The organism is Trichococcus sp. TS_SC_9 (assembly GCF_056156325.1).
The window spans coordinates 2,226,078-2,248,489 of the sequence record NZ_CM149591.1; the positions used below are offsets into that span (position 1 = coordinate 2,226,078).

Annotated in this window: 17 protein-coding genes, 21 tRNA genes, 3 rRNA genes and 1 riboswitch; of the genes, 35 read left to right on the top strand and 6 right to left on the bottom strand. The window is 46.2% G+C overall.

Annotated elements, in window-relative coordinates:
- Nucleotides 1–136: 136 nt before the first annotated feature.
- The 6 genes from AC0J5I_RS10645 (at nucleotide 137) to AC0J5I_RS10670 (ending at nucleotide 4,816) form a co-directional block, all read left to right on the top strand.
- On the top strand, nucleotides 137–580 hold the full coding sequence (locus AC0J5I_RS10645) for a MarR family winged helix-turn-helix transcriptional regulator (RefSeq protein WP_475299790.1): 444 nt from the start codon (nucleotides 137–139) through the stop codon (nucleotides 578–580).
- Nucleotides 581–736: 156 nt separating this feature from the next.
- On the top strand, nucleotides 737–1,234 hold the full coding sequence (ybaK, locus tag AC0J5I_RS10650; protein ID WP_475299791.1) for a Cys-tRNA(Pro) deacylase: 498 nt from the start codon (nucleotides 737–739) through the stop codon (nucleotides 1,232–1,234).
- A 39-nt stretch (nucleotides 1,235–1,273) separates the two neighbouring features.
- Nucleotides 1,274–2,662 carry a bifunctional metallophosphatase/5'-nucleotidase gene (locus AC0J5I_RS10655; protein WP_475299792.1) on the top strand — a complete coding sequence of 463 codons (1,389 nt, stop codon included), beginning with the start codon at nucleotides 1,274–1,276 and terminating at the stop codon, nucleotides 2,660–2,662.
- Between the two features lie 9 nt (nucleotides 2,663–2,671).
- Nucleotides 2,672–3,397 (top strand): YutD family protein, encoded by a 726-nt coding sequence (locus AC0J5I_RS10660; RefSeq protein WP_475299793.1) that lies wholly within the window; start codon nucleotides 2,672–2,674, stop codon nucleotides 3,395–3,397.
- Complete coding sequence (locus tag AC0J5I_RS10665; protein ID WP_475299794.1) at nucleotides 3,387–4,181, top strand: TIGR01457 family HAD-type hydrolase; 795 nt, start codon at nucleotides 3,387–3,389, stop codon at nucleotides 4,179–4,181. Before AC0J5I_RS10660 ends, AC0J5I_RS10665 begins: the two co-directional genes overlap by 11 nt.
- Nucleotides 4,182–4,183: 2 nt before the next feature.
- The gene (locus AC0J5I_RS10670) at nucleotides 4,184–4,816 is read left to right on the top strand and encodes a TIGR01906 family membrane protein (protein WP_475299795.1); all 633 of its coding nucleotides are present in this window, start codon (nucleotides 4,184–4,186) and stop codon (nucleotides 4,814–4,816) included.
- A gap of 337 nt (nucleotides 4,817–5,153) precedes the next feature.
- Here the strand turns inward: AC0J5I_RS10670 and AC0J5I_RS10675 are convergent, their stop codons facing one another.
- From AC0J5I_RS10675 to AC0J5I_RS10685, 3 genes are all read right to left on the bottom strand, one after another.
- Entirely contained in the window at nucleotides 5,154–5,660 is a 507-nt protein-coding gene (locus AC0J5I_RS10675) for a phosphatidylglycerophosphatase A family protein (protein WP_475299796.1), read from the bottom strand.
- A gap of 183 nt (nucleotides 5,661–5,843) precedes the next feature.
- The gene (locus AC0J5I_RS10680) at nucleotides 5,844–6,833 is read right to left on the bottom strand and encodes an NAD(P)/FAD-dependent oxidoreductase (protein WP_475299797.1); all 990 of its coding nucleotides are present in this window, start codon (nucleotides 6,831–6,833) and stop codon (nucleotides 5,844–5,846) included.
- A 52-nt stretch (nucleotides 6,834–6,885) separates the two neighbouring features.
- Nucleotides 6,886–7,395 carry a divergent PAP2 family protein gene (locus tag AC0J5I_RS10685; protein ID WP_475299798.1) on the bottom strand — a complete coding sequence of 170 codons (510 nt, stop codon included), beginning with the start codon at nucleotides 7,393–7,395 and terminating at the stop codon, nucleotides 6,886–6,888.
- A 166-nt stretch (nucleotides 7,396–7,561) separates the two neighbouring features.
- Here AC0J5I_RS10685 and AC0J5I_RS10690 point away from each other — a divergent pair, with 166 nt between their 5' ends.
- From AC0J5I_RS10690 to AC0J5I_RS10825, 28 genes are all read left to right on the top strand, one after another.
- Nucleotides 7,562–8,146, top strand: coding sequence for a peptidylprolyl isomerase (locus AC0J5I_RS10690; RefSeq protein ID WP_475299799.1), 585 nt, complete (start codon nucleotides 7,562–7,564; stop codon nucleotides 8,144–8,146).
- A 210-nt stretch (nucleotides 8,147–8,356) separates the two neighbouring features.
- Nucleotides 8,357–8,791 (top strand): CvfD/Ygs/GSP13 family RNA-binding post-transcriptional regulator, encoded by a 435-nt coding sequence (locus AC0J5I_RS10695; protein ID WP_475299800.1) that lies wholly within the window; start codon nucleotides 8,357–8,359, stop codon nucleotides 8,789–8,791.
- A complete protein-coding gene (locus AC0J5I_RS10700; protein ID WP_475299801.1) occupies nucleotides 8,788–9,171 on the top strand; it encodes a hypothetical protein in 384 nt (127 codons plus the stop codon). The genes AC0J5I_RS10695 and AC0J5I_RS10700 overlap by 4 nt, the downstream gene beginning before the upstream one ends.
- A 56-nt stretch (nucleotides 9,172–9,227) precedes the next feature.
- The gene (locus tag AC0J5I_RS10705) at nucleotides 9,228–10,574 is read left to right on the top strand and encodes a glucose-6-phosphate isomerase (RefSeq protein ID WP_475299802.1); all 1,347 of its coding nucleotides are present in this window, start codon (nucleotides 9,228–9,230) and stop codon (nucleotides 10,572–10,574) included.
- Nucleotides 10,575–11,245: 671 nt separating this feature from the next.
- Nucleotides 11,246–12,804, top strand: a 16S ribosomal RNA gene (locus AC0J5I_RS10710).
- 210 nt (nucleotides 12,805–13,014) lie between these two features.
- Nucleotides 13,015–15,928: ribosomal RNA gene (locus AC0J5I_RS10715) — 23S ribosomal RNA — on the top strand.
- Nucleotides 15,929–16,019: 91 nt separating this feature from the next.
- Nucleotides 16,020–16,135, top strand: a 5S ribosomal RNA gene (rrf, locus tag AC0J5I_RS10720).
- Together the 16S, 23S and 5S rRNA genes with 21 tRNA genes alongside form the textbook arrangement of a ribosomal RNA operon.
- A gap of 11 nt (nucleotides 16,136–16,146) precedes the next feature.
- A tRNA-Val gene (locus AC0J5I_RS10725) sits at nucleotides 16,147–16,219 on the top strand.
- Nucleotides 16,220–16,224: 5 nt separating this feature from the next.
- Nucleotides 16,225–16,297 (top strand) — tRNA-Lys (locus tag AC0J5I_RS10730).
- Between the two features lie 3 nt (nucleotides 16,298–16,300).
- Nucleotides 16,301–16,382, top strand: a tRNA-Leu gene (locus tag AC0J5I_RS10735).
- 11 nt (nucleotides 16,383–16,393) lie between these two features.
- Nucleotides 16,394–16,469: transfer RNA gene (locus tag AC0J5I_RS10740), tRNA-Thr, on the top strand.
- Between the two features lie 3 nt (nucleotides 16,470–16,472).
- A tRNA-Gly gene (locus tag AC0J5I_RS10745) sits at nucleotides 16,473–16,544 on the top strand.
- 47 nt (nucleotides 16,545–16,591) lie between these two features.
- Nucleotides 16,592–16,677 (top strand) — tRNA-Leu (locus tag AC0J5I_RS10750).
- A gap of 5 nt (nucleotides 16,678–16,682) precedes the next feature.
- Nucleotides 16,683–16,756, top strand: a tRNA-Arg gene (locus AC0J5I_RS10755).
- 14 nt (nucleotides 16,757–16,770) lie between these two features.
- Nucleotides 16,771–16,844 (top strand) — tRNA-Pro (locus tag AC0J5I_RS10760).
- A 13-nt stretch (nucleotides 16,845–16,857) separates the two neighbouring features.
- Nucleotides 16,858–16,930: transfer RNA gene (locus AC0J5I_RS10765), tRNA-Ala, on the top strand.
- A 10-nt stretch (nucleotides 16,931–16,940) separates the two neighbouring features.
- Nucleotides 16,941–17,014 (top strand) — tRNA-Met (locus AC0J5I_RS10770).
- Nucleotides 17,015–17,028: 14 nt separating this feature from the next.
- A tRNA-Ile gene (locus tag AC0J5I_RS10775) sits at nucleotides 17,029–17,102 on the top strand.
- A gap of 20 nt (nucleotides 17,103–17,122) precedes the next feature.
- A tRNA-Ser gene (locus AC0J5I_RS10780) sits at nucleotides 17,123–17,212 on the top strand.
- Nucleotides 17,213–17,241: 29 nt separating this feature from the next.
- Nucleotides 17,242–17,314, top strand: a tRNA-Met gene (locus tag AC0J5I_RS10785).
- A 22-nt stretch (nucleotides 17,315–17,336) separates the two neighbouring features.
- Nucleotides 17,337–17,412: transfer RNA gene (locus tag AC0J5I_RS10790), tRNA-Asp, on the top strand.
- Between the two features lies 1 nt (nucleotide 17,413).
- A tRNA-Gly gene (locus AC0J5I_RS10795) sits at nucleotides 17,414–17,484 on the top strand.
- A gap of 11 nt (nucleotides 17,485–17,495) precedes the next feature.
- Nucleotides 17,496–17,569, top strand: a tRNA-Ile gene (locus AC0J5I_RS10800).
- A gap of 38 nt (nucleotides 17,570–17,607) precedes the next feature.
- Nucleotides 17,608–17,695 (top strand) — tRNA-Ser (locus AC0J5I_RS10805).
- A 27-nt stretch (nucleotides 17,696–17,722) separates the two neighbouring features.
- Nucleotides 17,723–17,794, top strand: a tRNA-Glu gene (locus AC0J5I_RS10810).
- A 32-nt stretch (nucleotides 17,795–17,826) separates the two neighbouring features.
- Nucleotides 17,827–17,899 (top strand) — tRNA-Met (locus tag AC0J5I_RS10815).
- Between the two features lie 68 nt (nucleotides 17,900–17,967).
- Nucleotides 17,968–18,041, top strand: a tRNA-Ile gene (locus tag AC0J5I_RS10820).
- Between the two features lie 16 nt (nucleotides 18,042–18,057).
- Nucleotides 18,058–18,129: transfer RNA gene (locus tag AC0J5I_RS10825), tRNA-Glu, on the top strand.
- A gap of 91 nt (nucleotides 18,130–18,220) precedes the next feature.
- Here AC0J5I_RS10825 and AC0J5I_RS10830 read toward each other — a convergent pair.
- The gene (locus AC0J5I_RS10830) at nucleotides 18,221–19,027 is read right to left on the bottom strand and encodes a hypothetical protein (protein ID WP_475299803.1); all 807 of its coding nucleotides are present in this window, start codon (nucleotides 19,025–19,027) and stop codon (nucleotides 18,221–18,223) included.
- A 235-nt stretch (nucleotides 19,028–19,262) separates the two neighbouring features.
- Nucleotides 19,263–19,338: riboswitch (SMK box riboswitch) on the top strand.
- On the opposite strand from AC0J5I_RS10830, the gene metK reads away from it, so the two are divergent.
- Nucleotides 19,336–20,532: a methionine adenosyltransferase gene (gene metK / locus AC0J5I_RS10835; protein WP_107995095.1), complete on the top strand. Its 1,197-nt coding sequence runs from the start codon at nucleotides 19,336–19,338 to the stop codon at nucleotides 20,530–20,532. It overlaps the preceding riboswitch by 3 nt.
- 50 nt (nucleotides 20,533–20,582) lie before the next feature.
- On the opposite strand, the gene mnmM is transcribed toward metK, so the two are convergent.
- Together mnmM and mnmL are read right to left on the bottom strand one after the other, a co-directional pair.
- A complete protein-coding gene (gene mnmM / locus AC0J5I_RS10840; RefSeq protein ID WP_475299804.1) occupies nucleotides 20,583–21,164 on the bottom strand; it encodes a tRNA 5-(aminomethyl)-2-thiouridylate-methyltransferase MnmM in 582 nt (193 codons plus the stop codon).
- Nucleotides 21,133–22,125 (bottom strand): tRNA modification radical SAM protein MnmL/YtqA, encoded by a 993-nt coding sequence (gene mnmL, locus AC0J5I_RS10845; RefSeq protein ID WP_234402560.1) that lies wholly within the window; start codon nucleotides 22,123–22,125, stop codon nucleotides 21,133–21,135. Before mnmL ends, mnmM begins: the two co-directional genes overlap by 32 nt.
- Nucleotides 22,126–22,412: the final 287 nt, after the last annotated feature.

The following is a 22,412-nucleotide window of genomic DNA, read 5'->3' on the forward strand; positions in this document are numbered from 1 at the left end:
ATGTCCATCCGTGCGGTTTTTTTGTTTTGGACCGATTGCTATTATTCCCATCATGCAAGCGTTTGTATATTTTGACAAACATTTTCTTTCGTGCTATTATTACTTCGAAATCGAAATAAAAAAGGGAGGTGTTACGATGACTTTAACAGATCGCGATACTTTAAAGGCCCTTACTGTGTTATTTAAATCATCTCAACATGTACAGGACAAGCTGAAGAAAGATATGATGAAGCAAGGTTTGAATTTTTCCGAATTCGCCGTGATGGAATTGTTGTATCATAAAGGGGAGCAACCGATCCAAAACATCGGAAAGAAAGTCTTGCTTGCCAGCAGCAGTTTGACGTACGTTGTCGATAAATTAGAGAGCAAAGGGCTAGTGCAACGCATCCCATGTGCAACTGACCGCCGCGTTATTTTTACAGCCATTACCGAAGAAGGGCGCAAATTGATGGACCGCATTTTCCCATTGCATGCTGCTTATATCGCAGATATATTTTCTGTCCTTTCAGATAAAGAAGTAGAAACGTTCATCGACTTGGCCAAACGAGTAGGGCTCCATGCTGAAAATTTGGAGCATTGATCAGAATCTAGCGTCAAAACATCAGGGACTGCCGCAGCATTGCGCTGGGAGGTCCCTATTTTTGCGCTTTTTTATGCAGGAACCGTCACTTTTTCCGGATGCAATCCCTATACATATGGTAAAATAGGCATTATCAGAAAAAAAGGAAAGATGACAGTGAAAAATAAGAAAATAACCAAAACAAATGCGATGCGCATGCTGGATAAACAGAAGCTCGCGTATACAGTCCACGAATACGCTTGGTCGGAGGACCACCTTGATGCGCTTTCGGTCCTTGAGAAAATGAGTCAGGATGCCGGTACGGTCTACAAAACCATTGTGGCGGTCGGCGATAAGACCGGTGTCGTCGTTGGGGTCATCCCGGCGCAGAACGAACTGAACCTGAAGGCTTTTGCGAAGGTCAGCGGCAATAAACGGATCGAAATGCTGCCTTTGAAGGATTTGGAAGCAACCACCGGGTACATCCGGGGAGGCTGTTCGCCGATTGGGATGAAAAAAGTATTCCCTACCTATCTGTCCCATCATATTCTTGATGAAAAGAGCGTGCTGGTGTCCGGCGGCAAACGCGGTACGCAGATTGAGCTCAGTCCTGCCGATCTGATGACTGCAGCGCACGCTAAAGTTGAAGAGATTACTCAAGAGAAAGATGAATGAAGCACGTTCCTCTTTGTCAACGGAAAAGGAGAACGTATCATGAAGAAATTGCACATCTACCATATCAATGATCTGCATTCGCATTTTGACAATTGGCCGAAAATTCGGCGTTTTTTGTTGGAGAAGAAGGCTTTTCATGAAAAGAACGGAGAAGAGGTTCTGCTCTTCGACATCGGCGATGCCTGCGACAGGGTGCATCCTTTGACGGAAGCCACCAATGGCAAGGCAAACATCGAATTGTTGAACCAAGTTTCCTTCGATGCCGTGACGATCGGCAACAATGAAGGAATCGGCAACGACAAACGGCAATTGGACGAACTCTACGACGATGCCGAATTCCCGGTTGTGCTGGCGAACCTCTATGATCCGGAAACGGATGCTTTGCCGAAGTGGGCGCAGCCTTATCTGATCAAGACCTTGTCCAGCGGTTTAAAGGTTGGTATCATAGGCTTGACGGCACCGCTCTATCTCAGTTATGTCCCGAACGGCTGGGACCCGAAGGAATCGGATGAAGTCCTACCGAAAATTTTGTTGAAAGTAGCGCCGTCCGTTGATTTGATCATCCTTTTGTCGCATGTCGGCATCATCGAGGACATCCATATCGGCGAAATGTACCGTTTCATTCCAATCATCATCGGAGCGCATACCCATCATGTACTGCCGGAAGGCAAGCATGTGGATGATTCCTTGTTGCTGGGAGCGGGCAAGTTTGGGAAGTACATTGGCCATGTGACAGTCAGCTATAATTCCGACAGGATTTTGGATCGTAAAGCGGAATTAATCGAAGCTGAAGATCTTCCGGAAGAACCTGGCGATCGAGCAGAAGTCGAGGAGTTGCAGCAACGTGGCGAGGAACTGCTGTCTGCCATCCCGATCGCGGAAAACCCGGTTCGGCTCAAAGCGGATGAAGGCCACATCAATGATTTGTTGCTGTTGGGATTGGATGCTGTGACCGAATATGCCGGTACACCATTCGGCATTCTGAACTCCGGACTGTTCCTGGAAGATTTGCCGGAAGGAATCATAAATAAAAACCATCTGCATCAAATCCTGCCGCATCCGATGCGCTTGCTGGAATGCACGCTGACGGGGCGGGATTTTAAAGTCATGATTGATGAAATGGAATCGCAACGTGAAGAACTGATGACGAAGGAAATAACTGGCATGGGCTTCCGGGGAAGGATTTTCGGGGAGCTCTGCTACCGTGGCTTCGAGGTCGATCCGTACACGAACCGAGTGACGGTGGAAGGCAGGGAGCTTTCCGATGAAGAGGACATCACCTTTGTGACGGTGGACCATTTCCGGTATATCACCTATTTCCCAACGATCGAAAACGAAGGCCGCAGCCGTCTGTTATTCCCATATTTCCTACGGGACGTGTTCGGTCTGCATTTAGAAAACAAATTTCCCATAATGAGAGAAAAGTGAGGTGCTATCGTGGATAAAAAGGAATTGCTGGATGAATCATTGAAAACGCAAGTGGACTCCTTGCTGGAAACTATTGCGGATGATGGTGAGTCGGAAACAAGCGACCGTAACGAAGAGGAAGAAATTGTAAAATTATTGGACGAAAAGCGTCTTTTGGTAGGTACCCAAGAATACGAATTGAGTATCGATCATCGTGAAGGCTTTGATGCTGAAGCGTTGGCTGGAAGATATACGTCCATTCTGAGCAAGTACGATTATATCGTCGGGGATTGGGGCTATGAACAATTACGTCTGAAAGGCTTTTACAGGAATAACAACAGCAAAGTCTCACAAGACAAGAAAATCAGTTTCCTGGAAGACTATCTCTATGAGTACTGTAACTTTGGCTGCGCCTATTTCGTGATCGAGAAAACGCGCGCCGAAAAAGAAAAAATCACAAAAACAAAGCGCAACCGCAAACGCAAAAACCGTGAAGCGAACAGAGAGGAATTGCCAGATGATGCAACTGTCCAAACAGCTGCCCAGCCGACTCCGACTACCGCACCGGCTCAACCAAACAAAAATAAGGTAACGAAAAATGTCGAAAGACCGAAAAGCCAAGGGAAGAAAAAAGGATTCGTCATCAAAGATGTGAATGCGAAGGACTCCCAGCCTATGGATAAACCAAAAACGACAACAACGAGGTCTGCTAAAGGCGAGAAGAAAAGTTTCCAAATCAAAAAGATTGAGCAGTGATCAGGAGGAGAACATCATCAAAAAGTATAAAGGTTATTTAATCGATCTGGACGGAACCGTGTACAAAGGTGCTGAACGCATTCCGACAGCGGAAGTCTTCGTCAAAGAACTTCAGGATAAAAACATTCCGTTCTTGTTCGTCACGAACAACGCAACCAAGACCGCTACAGAAGTCAAAGAAAATCTGCTGCATAACTTCCAGATTGATGTGACAGAAGATCATATCTACACCAGTGCCATGGCGGCATTGGATCACCTGAATGAATTGAACATCGGCAAAAAGGTTTTGGTCGTCGGTGAAGCCTCTTTGAAACAGGAAGTGCAATCTGCGGGCTTCGAAATGGTCGAGGAAGATCCAGATTTTGTGCTGCAAGCTTTGGATCGCGGTGTTACATATCAGCAATTGGAGGCTGCCTGTTTGGCCATCCAAAAGGGGGCTAAGTTCGTCGCCACCAATCCCGACACCAATCTGCCGACCGAAAAAGGATTTATTCCGGGAGCCGGTGCTTTGACTGCCTTTCTGAAGGCTTGCACCCAGAAAGAACCGCTGATCATCGGCAAACCGTATCCCACAATCATGGCCGGCGCCATCAAAAGGATGCAACTGGAGAAGGAAGATGTCGTCATGGTCGGGGACAACTATAATACGGATATCCTGGCGGGTGTCCATTATGGTGTGGACACATTGATGGTCCTGACAGGATTCTCCCAACTGGTGGACATCGAAGGCAAGGATGAGCAACCGACCTATATCGTCAATGATCTGTCCGAGTGGGAAGTGTAGTGATGGCGCAGAAACTGAAATATTTCTTCGGATACACAGCAATCTTTTTGCTTGTGTTGAGTGCAAGCATCGCCTTCACGATCAACTTCACACCGCTCTACAGTTTTGATATCGATTATCTGAACATTGAACAAATGACCGGGTTTTCGAAAGACGTCATTCTGGATAATTACCGCGTCCTGATGCAGTATCTGAATTTGCCATGGATCGCGGAATTGAAGATGCCTGATTTTCCGGCTTCCGAGAGCGGACTTTTCCATTTTCATGAGGTAAAAAGACTGTTCCTGCTGGATTACGCTATTTTGGGCGTATCGGCTGCCGCAACCGTGTTATTTTTGCGGATGGTGAAAAAAGAGCAAGGCTATTGGCGCATGCTGAATCCGTTGCGCCTGATGATCGCTGCACCATTAGTGGCTTTGACAGTGATATTCATGAACTTCGACCGTTTGTTTGTCGCGTTCCACGGTGTCTTCTTCAATAATGATGCCTGGATTTTTGATTCACGGACAGATCCCATCATCCTAGCGTTGCCACAGGACTTTTTCATGCATTGTTTTGTGATGGTCTTTGTGATGATCGAACTGTTGCTTGTGCTGCTGTACTTCTGGGTACGCAGGAAAGTCAAAACAACATAATACATTATAAAAGGGATGCCTCTTCTGATTGAGGCATCCCTTTTTGTGTAGTGCGGGTGTCTAAACGCGAATGGTCACACTCTCTAAAACGTGTTCTGAATCCCTAATAGCAAGTGTATCTTTTAGACTTGGTACAAAGATTGCTAAAGACCTCAAACGTCGCACTGTGACGTTTGAGTGCCTAAGAGTACTAACACACACGGACAAAAAGCGTCCGCTTTGTGTTAGTACTCTTAGTGCTCGATTTCTCCCCGGGATTTGTCATGGCTCTTGCGATTTTAATCGCTTAGACACATGATACACTTGACCGGTATGGTCACAGTGCATCCTACAAAATCTATTTCATTATATCGCTTTTGTTTGGGTTGTCGTGCGCGATGCGGCTGGCGGCTGCTGCGGCGATGGCGCCAACGATATCATCAAGGAAAGTGTGGCATTCTGAATCGGTTTTGTCGTTCAGTTTCTGCAGGATGCCGGGTTTGACTTTGTCGATGTATCCGTAATTTGTGAAGCCGATCGACCCATACACGTTGACGATGGAAAGAGCAAGGATCTCATCGATGCCGTAAAGCCCTTCATCGTTCAGGATAATATCCGCCAGTGGTTGGGAGAGTTGCCCCGATTCGGCGAGCTTATCTATTTCGATACCAGTAATTATTGCATTTTGCACTTCCCGTTTCAGGAATACAGCTTTAACGTTTTCGATGCATTCCTCCATAGTCAGATTTTCCACATAGGATTTTTGGAGATGCAAAACGAGGTCGGCGATATCCTCGACGCTCACGCCGCGTTCTTCTATTAAAGCCACTGCCCTCGCATGCAACTCACTGTCTGATTTGACCATATAAATTCCTCCTGGATTCGTATTTGATACTTTTATTATAGAGGAATGACGATTGAAAACAAAAGAGGAGGTATTCCTGATTCACTATTTGAGTCAATGAGCGGGATTTGACGCAGAGTTTATCCAATAATTCTGGGATAAGCAAAAAAGGCCGGCTCTGGGTGAGACGACCCTCCATAAGATTTAAAATAAGCTAGTGCTGTGCATAGGTTGCACGCGTGTGTCGGGATTAATGTACGCCATCGCATTGTTGACGGCTACCGGTGCTTCTCCAAATCCAGTGGCGATCAGTTTGACTTTGCCGGAATAGGTTCCGATATCTCCAATGGCGTAGACACCAGGGATAGTGGTCTCCATTTTCGAGTTCACGACGATGGCATTTCCTTGAACTTCGAATCCCCATTTTTTCATGCCGCCGATGGAAGATGAAAAGCCGTAATTGATCAAAAAGTCATCTATTTCCAGGTCAATAGTGTTTTCTTTGCGGGCTTCCTGAAGGGTTACGCTCGTCAGGAACTCATCGTTTCCATTGACGCTGACAGGAACAAAAGGCGTCATGACCTCGACGGACGATTCATGCAACAAGTGGACGCTGTGCTCTTGGGCGCGGAATTGCGGACGCCGATGGATCAGATAGACTTTTTTGGCGATCGGCTCCAATGTCAACGCCCAATCAACTGCCGAATCGCCACCGCCGCAAATGGCGACCGTTTTATCGCGGAAACTCTCGATATTGTTCACGAAATAGTGGAGATTGGTGTTCTCGTACTTCTCTGCATGTTCTATTTCCAGTTTCCTTGGTCGAAAAGCCCCATTGCCTGCGGATATGATCACAGCTTTCGAATAGTGGCGGTTTTTGGTTGTTTGGATTTCGAAGATGCCATCAGCATTTTTTTTGAGTTCAAACGCTTCTTCGCCGAATACCAACTTCGTATCGAAGCGATCCATCTGTTCTTTCAAGTTAGTGACGAGGTCGCCGCCGGAAATTGCAGGATAGCCTGCGATGTCATATATATTTTTCTCAGCATACAGCATGCCGGGTTGGCCGCCAAGCTGGGGTAATGCTTCTATGATTTTGACTTTGGCTTGCCGCAGTCCGGCGTAGAAAGCCGTAAACATTCCGACAGGGCCGCCGCCGATGATGGTGATATCGTATAGATCTTTATCTGTCAATTTTCTTCCTCCGTTGTTTTTGCTCCGGGCGAACGCATCGCCCGGAGAGGTATCAGATCTGCTCATAGAACATTCTGACGATGAATGTCACAAAGATACCTGTCAAGAGTCCGACAAAAACTTCCGAAGGTTTGTGACCTAGGTATTTTTTGACGGCCATTTCTTCAGGATAAATTTTCTCATCCTTTTCATCCGCAACCAGTTCCTGCTCATTCTTAGGGAACTTAAGCGACAAGCGAGTCAGTTCTTTGATGGCGTCGATGAGGACGATGCCTTGCTCACCGCTCTGACGACGTACGCCCATCGAGTCGAACATGACGATGACACCGAAAGTCGTAGCAATGGATACATATCCTGATCCGATACCGTATTGCAGAATGAGTGCCGTTATCAACGAACTGACGGCAGCCGAGTGGGAGCTAGGCATCCCGCCTGTAGTCGTAACGATCGACAAGGAAGTTTTCTTGTCTTTTGAAAATATTGCAATCGGATATTTTAAAGCTTGGGTGAACATGATAGCTGCCAGGGAACAAATTAAGGGGAAATTCTCGAAGATCATCATTATTTTTCATCCTTCACTTAAATAGCTACTTTTCATTTATGATAACATGAATCGATACATACAGCCTAATGAAAAAGAAAAAACGGGCTGAATTTTCATTTTTGGATAATCGGGGGATTAATCTTTTGCATATTGTGGTAAAATGTAAAAAAAAGGAGGATGAATAATGAGTTTATTTCCACAATTACAAGCAACAGATAACGATAAGAAAGTCATTATGAAAACAAATAAAGGGGATATCACATTCCGTTTATTCCCTGATTTGGCGCCAAAAACAGTCGAAAACTTCTTGGGTTTAGCTGAAAGCGGCTATTATGACGGCATCATTTTCCACCGTGTCATCAATGACTTCATGATCCAAGGCGGAGATCCTACAGGAACTGGTATGGGCGGCTCAAGTGTATGGGGCGATTCTTTTGAAGATGAATTCTCGACGAGTCTTTTCAACCTGAATGGTGCGTTGTCGATGGCAAATGCTGGACCGAACACTAACGGAAGCCAATTTTTCATCGTTACCGCTAAAGAAGTGCCTATGACAATGTTAGCTCAATTGGAAGCTGGCGGTTGGCCTAAAGAAATCATAGATGCTTATGCTACAAACGGCGGAACACCTTGGTTGGATCAAAAACATACTGTATTCGGACAAGTGGAAGCTGGCATGGACACAGTCTACGCTATCGAAGGCGTGAAAAAAGGCGCTCAAGACAAACCTGTCGAAGACGTTGTCATCGAGAGCATCACGATTTTATAATAGTATAGACGGGGGCACAAAAAATGCCCCTTTTTCTTCATGGATAAGATTATCTTGTTTCTGCCGCTCCTAACACTACTGGAGTGTTTTCAAGGTAGTAATCTTTATGACGCCGCCTAAGAGTCGCTTCTGATCAAAGTTGCATCAGAAATTCTATCCTTTCATCTAGGCACGTGGTATAATTATATGGTACTGTGAGGGGAATTATGAATGAAAATGGAATATAAAATCGGAGACATAATTGAAGGAAATGTAACAGGTATCCAATCATATGGCGTGTTCATTTCATTAGACAAGAATACGCAAGGCCTGATCCATATATCCGAATGCAGGCATGGATATGTGACTAATCTTGACGAATTCATTCAAATCGACGATGAAGTGGAAGCCAAAATCATAGATATCGATGAGTACACAGGGAAAATAAGCCTGTCTCTCAGAGCTATGGAAAAGTTGGCGACACCTTGTTACCCGGCAAAAAGAAAGAAAAGAAAAAGAAGATACTTACCGCAGATTGGTTTTGAGACCTTGAAAGAAATGATGCCTACCTGGATCGAAGAGGCCAAAGAGGACGAGAAAGTCAGAAAATCGACAGGGAATAATCCTGTCTTTACGACTTCCGGTGAAAGGGGACATTCATTATGAAAAAAGAAAACATAGTGGCAGGGACTATTATGGTCACTAATGAGGCGGAGGAAACTTACTTTCTGGTCAATACAGAAAACGAATCCTACAGCCTACCTAGTGTAAACTTATCCGAGGGCGGAAAATCCCCTTTAGGATCTATAATGGAAGTCTTGCTGGCGCATGTTGGCATTGAATCTGAGTCCTTGCGATTGCTTGACTTGACGAACATGAGAGTAAATGGCAAAAATATGCCTTTATTTGTTTTCGATTCATTAGAAAAACCTTCCGATTTGGACAGCTTACTGAATGAACCAGGCAAGTTCGCATGGAAAAAATCTTCGGAAATCTCGGAAATACTTACTGACTTGGAATTGGACAGCGTACCTATTTACCATTAAAGGTTCCTTATTTCGATCAGTAATCATTTTATAAAAACAAATTAGGAGGATATTAAATGTCACATATTCAATTTGATTACTCTAAAGCTTTGGAATTTTTTGCACAACACGAGTTGGATTACATCCAATACCAAGTAACAGCGGCTGACAAAGCGCTTCGTGAAGGTACAGGCCCAGGGAGCGACTTCACAGGCTGGATTGATCTTCCTAAAGATTATGACAAAGCAGAATTTGCACGCATCAAAGCGGCAGCGAAAAAAATCCAATCTGATTCAGAAGTTTTGGTTGTTATCGGTATCGGAGGTTCTTATTTAGGCGCCCGTGCTGCAATCGACTTCCTTAACAACACTTTTTACAACGTTCAGACAACTGCGGATCGCAAAACACCTCAAATTTTCTTTGCAGGAAACAGCATCAGCTCAACTTATTTAGCTGATTTGATCGAAGTGATCGGAGATCGTGATTTTTCAGTAAACATGATTTCAAAATCAGGTACAACAACTGAACCAGCGATTGCTTTCCGTGTCTTCAAAGAATTATTGATCAAAAAATATGGTAAAGAAGAAGCAGTAAAACGCATTTACTCTACCACAGACAAAGCAAGAGGCGCAGCGAAGCATGAAGCGGACATGGAAGGGTACGAAACTTTCGTAATTCCTGATGATGTCGGCGGACGTTTCACTGTATTGACACCAGTTGGTCTTCTTCCAATCGCTGTCAGTGGGGCTGATATCGATGCGTTGATGCAAGGTGCTGCTGATGCCCGTGAAGCATACTCGAATCCTGATTTATCAACTAACGTCGCATACCAATACGCAGCTATCCGCAACATCCTTTACCGCAAAGGCAAAGTGACTGAAATCTTAGCTAACTATGAACCAGGCATGCAATATCTTTCGGAATGGTGGAAACAACTGTTCGGCGAATCTGAAGGTAAAGACCAAAAAGGTATTTATCCAACAAGCGCGAATTTCTCGACGGATTTGCATTCAATCGGCCAATCCATCCAAGATGGACAAAGAAATATCTTTGAGACAGTCGTAAAAGTTGCTAACCCACGCAAAACAATCAAAATTCCTTTAAGCGCAGAAGATTTAGACGGCTTAGGCTATCTTGAAGGTAAAGATGTTGATTTCGTAAATACAAAAGCTTACCAAGGCACATTATTGGCTCATACAGACGGCGGCGTACCAAACTTGTTGGTTACTATGCCTGCAATGGATGCTTACTCTTTAGGCTATCTAGTATACTTCTTCGAAATCGCAGTAGGTATCTCTGGTTACTTGAACGGCGTTAACCCATTCGACCAACCAGGTGTAGAAGCTTACAAGAAAAACATGTTTGCGCTTCTTGGCAAACCTGGATTCGAAGAATTAGCTAAAGAATTAAACGATAGACTATAAGCTACAAATTGATTGGGGCGGACAATTCATTGTCCGCTTTTTTTGTGCCGAAAAGTTTAGTTCGCGCTAGTTTAGGCGGCTTTCTGGAGGAGGAAGATTGGATTGGAACCCCCGATGAGGATGGCTTTGCCAGAGGTAAGTAATCAACTGAAATTTAGTTTTCAAATAACACATCGAATAAAAGTGGCAGATCCACAACAATGCTGATGCACTGCTGTTGACAAGGCTTACAATTTTGTGGTAAAGTTTAGTTCCTCGGTGATCCGATGCATTTTATTCTGAAATCTGTTTGACACAGGTTTGAAATGATGATAGTATTATGAAGTTGTCTTTTGTAAGGCAACGGCATGATAAGAATCATTGTTGACAGCACGATAAAACGATGTTATCATATGAAAGTTGCTGATTCATCCGAGAAACAGTTTGAAATTTAATTTCAAAAACTGTTGACAAGATGAAGCGACCGTGATAATATAAATAAGCAATCACGTAATACGTGATACACGATTGGCCTTTGAAAACTGAATAAAGAATGAACGAACCAAATGTGCAAGGAGCTTAGACTTCGGTCGAAGCAAACGAAGACGATACTTAGTATCGCAAACATAAAGTCAGCAAAAAATTAAGAGCAATCAGCTTAACGTGTAGGATTTCTGTACAAGAGTCCACATTTACATGAGAGTTTGATCCTGGCTCAGGACGAACGCTGGCGGCGTGCCTAATACATGCAAGTCGAACGGTCTTTTCTATGGAAGCTTGCTTCCACTGAGAAGATAGTGGCGGACGGGTGAGTAACACGTGGGTAACCTGCCCATAAGAGGGGGATAACATCCGGAAACGGGTGCTAATACCGCATAGTTTTCTTGATCGCATGATCGAGAAAGGAAAGACGGCCTTTGTGCTGTCGCTTATGGATGGACCCGCGGCGTATTAGTTAGTTGGTGAGGTAATGGCTCACCAAGACGATGATACGTAGCCGACCTGAGAGGGTGATCGGCCACATTGGGACTGAGACACGGCCCAAACTCCTACGGGAGGCAGCAGTAGGGAATCTTCCGCAATGGACGAAAGTCTGACGGAGCAACGCCGCGTGAGTGAAGAAGGTTTTCGGATCGTAAAACTCTGTTGTCAGAGAAGAACAAGTTGGAGAGTAACTGCTCCAGCCTTGACGGTATCTGACCAGAAAGCCACGGCTAACTACGTGCCAGCAGCCGCGGTAATACGTAGGTGGCAAGCGTTGTCCGGATTTATTGGGCGTAAAGCGAGCGCAGGCGGTTCCTTAAGTCTGATGTGAAAGCCCACGGCTCAACCGTGGAAGGTCATTGGAAACTGGGGAACTTGAGTGCAGAAGAGGAGAGTGGAATTCCATGTGTAGCGGTGAAATGCGTAGATATATGGAGGAACACCAGTGGCGAAGGCGACTCTCTGGTCTGTAACTGACGCTGAGGCTCGAAAGCGTGGGGAGCAAACAGGATTAGATACCCTGGTAGTCCACGCCGTAAACGATGAGTGCTAAGTGTTGGAGGGTTTCCACCCTTCAGTGCTGCAGCTAACGCATTAAGCACTCCGCCTGGGGAGTACGGCCGCAAGGCTGAAACTCAAAGGAATTGACGGGGACCCGCACAAGCGGTGGAGCATGTGGTTTAATTCGAAGCAACGCGAAGAACCTTACCAGGTCTTGACATCCTTTGACAATCCTAGAGATAGGACTTTCCCTTCGGGGACAAAGTGACAGGTGGTGCATGGTTGTCGTCAGCTCGTGTCGTGAGATGTTGGGTTAAGTCCCGCAACGAGCGCAACCCCTATTGTTAGTTGCCAGCATTCAGTTGGGCACTCTAATGAGACTGCCGGTGACAAACCGGAGGAAGGTGGGGATGACGTCAAATCATCATGCCCCTTATGACCTGGGCTACACACGTGCTACAATGGATGGTACAACGAGCAGCAAGACCGCGAGGTCAAGCGAATCTCTTAAAGCCATTCTCAGTTCGGATTGCAGGCTGCAACTCGCCTGCATGAAGCCGGAATCGCTAGTAATCGCGGATCAGCACGCCGCGGTGAATACGTTCCCGGGTCTTGTACACACCGCCCGTCACACCACGAGAGTTTGTAACACCCGAAGTCGGTGAGGTAACCTTTATGGAGCCAGCCGCCTAAGGTGGGACAGATGATTGGGGTGAAGTCGTAACAAGGTAGCCGTATCGGAAGGTGCGGCTGGATCACCTCCTTTCTAAGGAATATAATGGAATCCTTGCTTGGTTCAATCATTCTTTGTTCAGTTTTGAGAGATCAATCTCTCAAGCAAGACAATTTGTTCTTTGAAAACTGAATACTACAAAAATAAAGTAAGAAACCTAAACATTTTACCGCGTTTTAAGTTAACTTAAATGAGTTTTTAACGAAATAAGTTAGCAAGCCAGCAATGGCGAGCTTAACCATAGGTTAAGTGAATAAGGGCGCACGGTGGATGCCTAGGCACTAGGAGCCGATGAAGGACGGGACTAACACCGATATGCTCCGGGGAGCTGTAAGTAAGCTTTGATCCGGAGATTTCCGAATGGGGCAACCCAATATCTTTGATAGGATATTACGTTACACTGAATACATAGGTGTATCGAGGAACACGCAGGGAACTGAAACATCTCATTACCTGCAGGAAGAGAAAGAAAATTCGATTCCCTTAGTAGCGGCGAGCGAAACGGGAAAAGCCCAAACCAAAGAGCTTGCTCTTTGGGGTTGTAGGACTGGGACATGAGACTGCAATGGATAGCAGAAGCCAACTGGAAAGTTGCGCAAAATAGGGTAATAGCCCCGTATGCGAAATCCAAATCAGCTCTACCAGTATCCTGAGTACGGCGGAACACGAGAAATTCCGTCGGAATCCGGGAGGACCATCTCCCAAGGCTAAATACTCCCTAGTGACCGATAGTGAACCAGTACCGTGAGGGAAAGGTGAAAAGCACCCCGGAAGGGGAGTGAAACAGTACCTGAAACCGTGTGCCTACAAGTAGTCAAAGCCCGTTAATGGGTGATGGCGTACCTTTTGTAGAATGGACCGGCGAGTTACGATTTCATGCAAGGTTAAGTTGCAAAGACGGAGCCGCAGCGAAAGCGAGTCTGAATAGGGCGAATAAGTATGAGGTCGTAGACCCGAAACCAAGTGACCTACCCATGTCCAGGTTGAAGGTGCGGTAATACGCACTGGAGGACCGAACCCACGCACGTTGAAAAGTGCGGGGATGAGGTGTGGGTAGCGGAGAAATTCCAATCGAACTTGGAGATAGCTGGTTCTCTCCGAAATAGCTTTAGGGCTAGCCTCGGATATGCGAATCATGGAGGTAGAGCACTGTTTGGACTAGGGGCCCTTCTCGGGTTACCGAATTCAGATAAACTCCGAATGCCATTGATTTAGATCCGGGAGTCAGACTGCGAGTGATAAGATCCGTAGTCAAAAGGGAAACAGCCCAGACCACCAGCTAAGGTCCCAAAGTATCTGTTAAGTGGAAAAGGATGTGGGGTTGCATAGACAACTAGGATGTTGGCTCAGAAGCAGCCATCATTTAAAGAGTGCGTAATAGCTCACTAGTCGAGTGACCCTGCGCCGAAAATTTACCGGGGCTAAACAGATCACCGAAGCTGTGGATGGAACCTTCGGGTTCCGTGGTAGGAGAGCGTTCTAAGGGCATCGAAGCCAGATCGTGAGGACTGGTGGAGCGCTTAGAAGTGAGAATGCCGGTATGAGTAGCGCAAGACGGGTGAGAATCCCGTCCACCGAATAACTAAGGTTTCCTGGGGAAGGCTCGTCCTCCCAGGGTTAGTCGGGACCTAAGCTGAGGCCGATAGGCGTAGGCGATGGACAACAGGTTGATATTCCTGTACCAGTTGCTTTTGTTTGAGCGATGGAGGGACGCAGGAGGCTAAGGAATGCACACGATCGGAAATGTGTGTCCAAGCAGCAAGTCTGAGAACGAGTGAAATGCTTTTTCTCTTAAGGACAAGCTGTGATGGGGAGCGAAATTTAGTAGCGAAGTTCCTGATGTCACACTGCCAAGAAAAGCTTCTAGTGAGAAAGTAACTGCCCGTACCGCAAACCGACACAGGTAGTTGAGGAGAGAATCCTAAGGTGTGCGAGAGAACTCTCGTTAAGGAACTCGGCAAAATGACCCCGTAACTTCGGGAGAAGGGGTGCTGACCGCAAGGTCAGCCGCAGTGAATAGGCCCAAGCGACTGTTTATCAAAAACACAGGTCTCTGCAAAATCGAAAGATGACGTATAGGGGCTGACGCCTGCCCGGTGCTGGAAGGTTAAGAGGAGAGGTTAGCGCAAGCGAAGCTTTGAATTGAAGCCCCAGTAAACGGCGGCCGTAACTATAACGGTCCTAAGGTAGCGAAATTCCTTGTCGGGTAAGTTCCGACCCGCACGAAAGGCGTAACGATTTGGGCACTGTCTCAACGAGAGACTCGGTGAAATTATAGTACCAGTGAAGATGCTGGTTACCCGCGACAGGACGGAAAGACCCCATGGAGCTTTACTGCAGTTTGATATTGCGTGTTTGTATCACATGTACAGGATAGGTAGGAGCCAATGATACCGGGACGCCAGTCTCGGAGGAGGCAACGGTGGGATACTACCCTTGTGATATGACCACTCTAACCCGCTGCTCTTAGCGAGCAGGGAGACAGTGTCAGACGGGCAGTTTGACTGGGGCGGTCGCCTCCAAAAATGTAACGGAGGCGCCCAAAGGTTCCCTCAGAATGGTTGGAAATCATTCGTAGAGTGTAAAGGCAGAAGGGAGCTTGACTGCGAGACCTACAAGTCGAGCAGGGACGAAAGTCGGGCTTAGTGATCCGGTGGTTCCGCATGGAAGGGCCATCGCTCAACGGATAAAAGCTACCCTGGGGATAACAGGCTTATCTCCCCCAAGAGTTCACATCGACGGGGAGGTTTGGCACCTCGATGTCGGCTCATCGCATCCTGGGGCTGTAGTCGGTCCCAAGGGTTGGGCTGTTCGCCCATTAAAGCGGTACGCGAGCTGGGTTCAGAACGTCGTGAGACAGTTCGGTCCCTATCCGTCGCGGGCGTTGGAAATTTGAGAGGAGCTGTCCTTAGTACGAGAGGACCGGGATGGACACACCGCTGGTGTACCAGTTGTTCTGCCAAGAGCATCGCTGGGTAGCTATGTGTGGACGGGATAAACGCTGAAAGCATCTAAGCGTGAAGCCCCCCTCAAGATGAGATTTCCCATCACTTTAAGTGAGTAAGACCCCTGAGAGATGATCAGGTAGATAGGTTGGGAGTGGAAGTACAGCGATGTATGGAGCGGACCAATACTAATCGGTCGAGGACTTAACCAATTTTTAAAAGATGAAAACTCAAGCGGTGTTTTCGGGTTCCCTTTAAATTTGTAGATTCAGTTTTGAGAGAACAACGTTCTCTTGAAAAATGTGCGGTGACGATGGCAAGAAGGTCACACCTGTTCCCATCTCGAACACAGAAGTTAAGCTTCTTAGCGCCGATTGTAGTGAAGGGTTTCCCTTTGTGAGAGTAGGACGTTGCCGCGCATTTATATTATGGAGGTTTAGCTCAGCTGGGAGAGCGTCTGCCTTACAAGCAGAATGTCGGCGGTTCGATCCCGTCAACCTCCATTCATGAGTTATTAGCTCAGTTGGTAGAGCATCTGACTTTTAATCAGAGGGTCGCAGGTTCGAGCCCTGCATAACTCATTTGCGGGTGTGGCGGAATTGGCAGACGCACTAGATTTAGGATCTAGCGCCGCAAGGCGTGGGGGTTCAAGTCCCTCCACCCGCATAATTTAATACGCCGGCTTAGCTCAGTTGGTAGAGCATCTGATTTGTAATCAGAGGGTCGAGGGTTCGAATCCTTTAGCCGGCACCATTCGCGGAAGTAGTTCAGTGGTAGAACATCACCTTGCCAAGGTGGGGGTCGCGGGTTCGAACCCCGTCTTCCGCTTTCATAAGGACTATGCCAGACCTTATGATTGCAACAAAAAGTAACATGCCGGGGTGGCGGAACTGGCAGACGCACAGGACTTAAAATCCTGCGGTGAGTGATCACCGTATCGGTTCGATTCCGATTCTCGGCATTTAGGCACCCATAGCTCAATTGGATAGAGTACTTGACTACGAATCAAGCGGTTACAGGTTCGACTCCTGTTGGGTGCATTAATAGAATACAACGGGAAGTAGCTCAGCTTGGTAGAGCACTTGGTTTGGGACCAAGGGGTCGCAGGTTCGAATCCTGTCTTCCCGATCACTGAAATTATGGGGCCTTAGCTCAGCTGGGAGAGCGCCTGCCTTGCACGCAGGAGGTCAGCGGTTCGATCCCGCTAGGCTCCATTTTTTTTTTGGCGGTGTAGCTCAGATGGCTAGAGCATCCGGTTCATACCCGGAAGGTCATGGGTTCGACCCCCTTCGCCGCTATTATACCTTGCTTCGGACCTTTAGCTCAGTTGGTTAGAGCAGACGGCTCATAACCGTCCGGTCGCAGGTTCGAGTCCTGCAAGGTCCATGAAAAAATTATCAGCTTATGGAGGATTACCCAAGTCCGGCTGAAGGGAACGGTCTTGAAAACCGTCAGGCGTGTAAAAGCGCGCAAGGGTTCGAATCCCTTATCCTCCTTTAGTGGCCTCAGGCCATTGTATTATTATCGCGGGGTGGAGCAGTTGGCAGCTCGCCGGGCTCATAACCCGGAGGTCACAGGTTCAAGTCCTGTCCCCGCAATTGTTTTCTTTTTTTAACGCATGGTTCCGTGGTGTAGGGGTCAACATGCCTGCCTGTCACGCAGGAGATCGCGGGTTCAAATCCCGTCGGAGCCGCCATGCGGGTGTAGTTTAGTGGTAAAACCCCAGCCTTCCAAGCTGATGTCGGGAGTTCGATTCTCCTCACCCGCTTTTTTAAAGAAGGGCCTATAGCTCAGCTGGTTAGAGCGCACGCCTGATAAGCGTGAGGTCGATGGTTCGAGTCCATTTAGGCCCATTGATAAAGCAACAATATTAACAGAAATTTCTTGTTATGGGGAAGTACTCAAGTGGCTGAAGAGGCGCCCCTGCTAAGGGTGTAGGTCGTTAACGCGGCGCGAGGGTTCAAATCCCTCCTTCTCCGTAGCTTTATCGCAAAGAATAAAAGATTGGTCCGTTGGTCAAGCGGTTAAGACACCGCCCTTTCACGGCGGTAACACGGGTTCGATTCCCGTACGGATCATTGTCATGACCTTTAGGTCATAATAAAATTATCGCGGGGTGGAGCAGTTGGCAGCTCGCCGGGCTCATAACCCGGAGGTCACAGGTTCAAGTCCTGTCCCCGCAATTGATTCTTATTTCAGTTGAATGAAGGATCTACTATCGCGAATCCGATTCGCGTCATGCGCTTTTGAAGGGCCTATAGCTCAGCTGGTTAGAGCGCACGCCTGATAAGCGTGAGGTCGATGGTTCGAGTCCATTTAGGCCCATTTGTACTATCTTTATGGTCCGTTGGTCAAGCGGTTAAGACACCGCCCTTTCACGGCGGTAACACGGGTTCGATTCCCGTACGGATCATCATTGCAAAGCACTCTTTTGAGTGCTTTTTTCTTACACGTAAACAGGCAGCTACACCCGTCAATTCGACTGGTGCAGCTGCCTGTTTCTGTTAGACCAAGAATAGTATGGAATAACCCAGCGTGAAAAGAAAACTGTAGTTGGACAGATAATGTTCAATTCTGAGGGCGGCTTGAAATCTTTTTTTGAATAAAGGAAAGACCAGTAGTGTGGACAATCCGAATAAGCTGATGGCCCATAGCGAGCTGCTGAGATTAAATATTTGAAAGATTGCTGTGGCATAGGCTAGCATGAAGGAAGTCATTTTCAGAAATTTTGAGTGCTTCAGAAGCAGTTGTTGATAATAAGTCATTGGGCGATCGCTGCCTGTGGTATTTTTGATTTGAATCTGTATCAAACAAAAGATATGGAACAGGATCAACGGAAGCAATTCGTATTGCAGCTGAAGTGGGATAAAGTTTGCTTGCGAAAAAAAGGATACAGATGAGAGAATCAATATTTTAAAGAACGGTCTCAGCAGTATCTCGTAAAAAGTGTTTGTCATACTGTACGGATAAAATTGTAAGATCGAGTAAACAAAATACAGCAAAAGAAGGGCAGCCAGGAACACATTCGATAAAGAGAAAATGATGGTCAAAGATCCGATCGAAAGGATCACGAAAAACAGTATCATTCTATAGGGAGGTTTGGTGCCGGCTTGTTCACTCTTTGAAAGGAGCCGTTCGAGGGCATGGGTTAACATCAGAAATAGATAAAGCATGAAAAGCAGCAGATAGTTGGGTCCGTTGAATGTCATTCCTCTCCATGCTCCGAAAAGAAGCAGCGTCAAAGGGGCTGTCAGCATCGCCAAAAAGGTGTGGTTCATCAGGTGCATGAATTGTCTCTTGATTGTATGCATAATCTCTTCCTTCTTCATTAATGGGTACAGTTAGTGTATCATCTCATACATATTGCGCAAATTCATCATAGGTTAACGTCATTGTGATGTCAAGCTACTTAAGAGTCATAAGCGCCCAAAAAAGTTTCGCTGCGTATTTTTGCGCGCACGATCCATGGCAGAAAAATGAAATTCTCTTATTTTTTGTTGCTTTTTTGATGATGATAGCGTATATTAGGTATGTTGCTTTTCAGAGGCTAATTGCAATATCCCGATAGGATTCACAATATGTGAAGACGCCTTGTAACCAAAAAATGGGGGAATGAAAAATGGTAGAAAAAAGATTATTTACTTCAGAGTCAGTAACGGAAGGTCATCCGGATAAAATCGCTGATCAGATCAGCGATGCAATTTTGGATACACTGTTGGCTGCTGATCCATATGCGCGTGTTGCTTGCGAAACGATTGTCACAACAGGATTGGTAGTTGTCTTTGGTGAAATCACGACAAGCGCATACGTAAACATCCAACAGATTGTCCGCGATACTGTAACTGAAATTGGTTATACACGTGGTAAATTTGGTTTTGATGCGGATAATTTGGCTGTAATGGTATCTTTGGACGAACAATCCGACGATATCGCAATCGGCGTCAACGAATCATTGGAACGCAGAGAGCTAGTGACTACGGATTACAATGAAATCGGGGCAGGAGACCAAGGTTTAATGTTCGGTTTTGCGATCAACGAAACGGAAGAATTGATGCCTTTACCTATCTCGCTTAGTCATAAGCTAGCGAAACGTCTATCTGAAGTCCGCAAAGACGGTACTTTGGAATACTTAAGACCGGACGGGAAAACGCAAGTTACCGTGGAATACGATGAGAACGGCAAACCGAAACGTGTGGATACAATCGTTTTGAGCACGCAACATGATGAAAATGTCACGTTGGAACAATTGAAAAAAGATATTTTGGAGCATGTCATCCATGCGGTCATCGATGATTCATTATTGGATGCTGACACTAAATACTTCATCAATCCTACAGGACGCTTCGTTATCGGCGGACCTAAAGGTGATTCCGGTTTGACTGGAAGAAAAATCATTGTTGATACTTACGGTGGGTATGCGCGTCATGGTGGCGGAGCTTTCTCAGGTAAGGATGCTACAAAAGTTGACCGTTCCGCAAGTTATGCGGCCCGTTACATCGCTAAGAACATTGTTGCGGCTGGGTTAGCTACAAAATGCGAAATCCAATTGGCATATGCGATCGGCGTTGCTGAACCCGTATCGATTGCGATCGACACGTTCGGTACAAGCGAATATCCAGAAGCTACTTTGATTGAAGCTGTACGCAAAAACTTCAATTTGACACCAGCGGGTATCATCCAAATGTTGGATCTGCGTCGTCCAATCTTCAAAAAGACAGCAGCGTACGGGCATTTCGGCCGTGCCGATGCTGACTTCACTTGGGAGAAGACGGACAAAACTGAAGCTTTGCTTTCATATGTCCAAGCTGGCAAATAATAATAAGCACAAAAAACTGCAACTCGTTTGCAGTTTTTTTGTGCTTATTTCTATTTCATATACGGCGTTTTCTTTTTCTCGATGGCAATCAAAATCGGGGGCTCATTGATCTGATTGATGAAGCCGTAGTACAGGACCTTGAATGATGCTTGATTCAAACCGCTGATGTAATGGAGCAGAGCCTTTTTCTCCTCCATGCCGCCCGGATGCCCACTGTATACGACCAAAAGGATGTAGCTGCCGATCCGCAGCCTAGGCAGCAAAGCGCTGACCGCCGTGATGGTCGTATCCTTTCGGGTGATGACAGTTTTGTCGGCTCCATGCAGGTAGCCCAAGTTGAAGATGGCACCGCCGACATCAGCATGATCGTCCAAAACATCCGCGAGTGTTTCGTGTCCTTGGTGAAGCAGGGTGACCTGATCTATCAAGCCAGCCAACAATAGCTTTTGTTTCGTGTTTTCGATGGCTTGTTCCTGGATGTCAAAACCGATCACTTTTCCTGCCGCTCCGACCAACGTAGCCAAGAGGACCGTGTCACTACCGTTTCCGACAGTGGCATCGATGACGAGATCTCCCTTACTGACTGTTTCTTTAAGTAGTTTATGACTGAAGTCCACTGCGGACAACAACATGTTCCTCACCCTTATTCCTGATATTGTAGATTCCTTGATAGGTATTGCGACGTTCCAGTTCATGGTCGATTGCGTTCAGCACTTCCCACTTTTTGAGGCTCCACATCGGACCGACAAGGGTGTCTCGCGGTGCGTCACCTGTGATGCGGTGGATGACGATTTCTTGCGGAATGACTTCCAGTTGATTGCATACGAGTTCAACATATTCGTCTTTCTCCAATAACCTTAGCCTGCCTTGATGATAATCCCGAAGCATTTTGGTATTTTTCATCAAATGAAGCAAATGAATCTTGATGCCTTGGATATCCGAATCCAGCATGACACGGTTGACGCTTTCCATCATCATATCATGGGTTTCTCCAGGAAGCCCATTGATGAGATGGGTGCATACTGGGATATTATGCGCACGAAGTTCTTCGACTGCTTTCAAATAGGTGTCATAAGAATGTGCACGGTTGATGATTTTGCTTGTTTCTTCATGGATGGTCTGGAGTCCCAATTCCACCCAAATATAGTAACGCTTGTTCAGTTCCGCCAAATATGCGATCGTTTCCGGCGGCAGGCAATCTGGACGTGTCGCGATCATGATACCGACCACGCCTTCCTCATTGACAACTTGCTCATAACGATGGCGCAGAGTATCCACCGGAGCGTGCGTATTGGTGAAGTTCTGGAAATAGGCAATGTAACTCTTTACATTCGGCCATTTTTTGTGCATCATATCGATGCCTTTGCGCAATTGGACAGGCAGCGGGTCGATCCGGTCTTGAGCAAAATCGCCGGACCCGGAAACAGTGCAGAAGGTGCAACCGCCGTGTGCGACAGTGCCGTCACGGTTCGGGCAATCAAAACCGCCGTCGATAGCGACTTTGAAAATTTTTTCGCCAAAGTGTTGTTGCAGATGGTAATTCCATGTATGGTAACGTTTATTTGTGTCACTGTATAAAAATTGATTTGTCAATACTTTCACCTCACCATCCATTTTATCATGATTTTTGGCCTATCAGTAGACTATTTGACCGTGTGTGTTACATTTAATGATAGGCCAAAGAAGAAAAGGGCTTACTTTTAAGCAATGGAAAGGATTGTTACAGTTTTATTTCAATTGTTAAATATTAAATATGGTTATGAAAGCCATTCAAAAATTTGGGAAACAAACATATAATAGGTATGTTGGATAATTTTCTTAAAAGAAATTTAAATTATGCTCCATCATTTTAGAAATTCAGATGTTTTTCACTGCCAAAA